Annotated in this window: 1 rRNA gene; it reads right to left on the bottom strand. The window is 62.2% G+C overall.

What is annotated here, in order from left to right:
* Window positions 1-851 precede the first annotated feature (851 nt).
* Window positions 852-969, bottom strand: a 5S ribosomal RNA gene (gene rrf / locus OVO38_RS12365).
* Between the last annotated feature and the right edge of the window lie 8 nt (window positions 970-977).

Consider the following 977-nt stretch of genomic DNA (forward strand, 5'->3'; position numbering starts at 1 on the left):
TCCATCAGCTTCTCGCTGATCTCGTTGACCCTCGCCGGGTCATGGTTGTTCTTCGGTGACACCGTAGTCATTATCGGTGAAACTCCTTCTAGATGAGAGCCTCACACACAAACTTTCTGACACCCTCAGAAGGGGGTGACGATCTCACGGACCTCGTCTCGCATCTTCGTCAAGGAGATCTCGTCAAATAGCCGCCCTACTGACTGCACGCGGGGTTGGGCGGTGCGCCAGCACGCGTGAACCGGGGGGCAGCAGCAACGCTGGGCGATCATCCGGTGAGGATAACCGTGTAGCCTTTGCCCGAATATTCAACCGGGTTGCACCCTGCGACGACAGCGTAGGCACCACGGCGGTCCACGCTCCCCATTTACTCTGCGGTGGCAGAGTAAAGCCCCCCGGCACGGCCACAGCTTGGTCTGCGGTGGTTGTGCGGCTTCGGCGCGGGCTGCGTTATATGGAGCTAGCTCCATGTGGACGGTAGCGCCGGTAAATACCCAGGTCGCATCCGTCTGGTAGCCGCAGATGGAGCTAGCGCCATGTGCGCTCGGCTCACCGATAAAAGCCCAGGTCGTATGTGTCCGGCAGCCGTAGATGGAGCTAGCGCCAAGTACGCACGCCTCGTGGGTCGGCCGAGCCCCCGCCATTGATGCCCGTCACAGACGGCAGCTGACAACGGCTACTCCCCGGTGGCAGGTTACGCGTCTCGGCGGGCCAGGCTCCCCCCCCCCACCCTGCTACGCACACACGAAGAAGCGCCCCGGCCACAAAGGGCGGTGCGGATCAACACATGATCCCACCACCCCCGGGGGCCGGGGCGCACACACAATTATTCAATTATGTCTCATGTTTAGGGTCGGCGGTAACCTACTCTCCCACACCCTCCCGAGTGCAGTACCATCAGCGCGGGCGGGCTTAGCTTCCGGGTTCGGAATGGGACCGGGCGTTTCCCCGCCGCCATCAACCACCGACACACCCAA

Source organism: Corynebacterium sp. Marseille-P8863, from assembly GCF_946902955.1.
Taxonomy (GTDB): domain Bacteria; phylum Actinomycetota; class Actinomycetes; order Mycobacteriales; family Mycobacteriaceae; genus Corynebacterium; species Corynebacterium gottingense.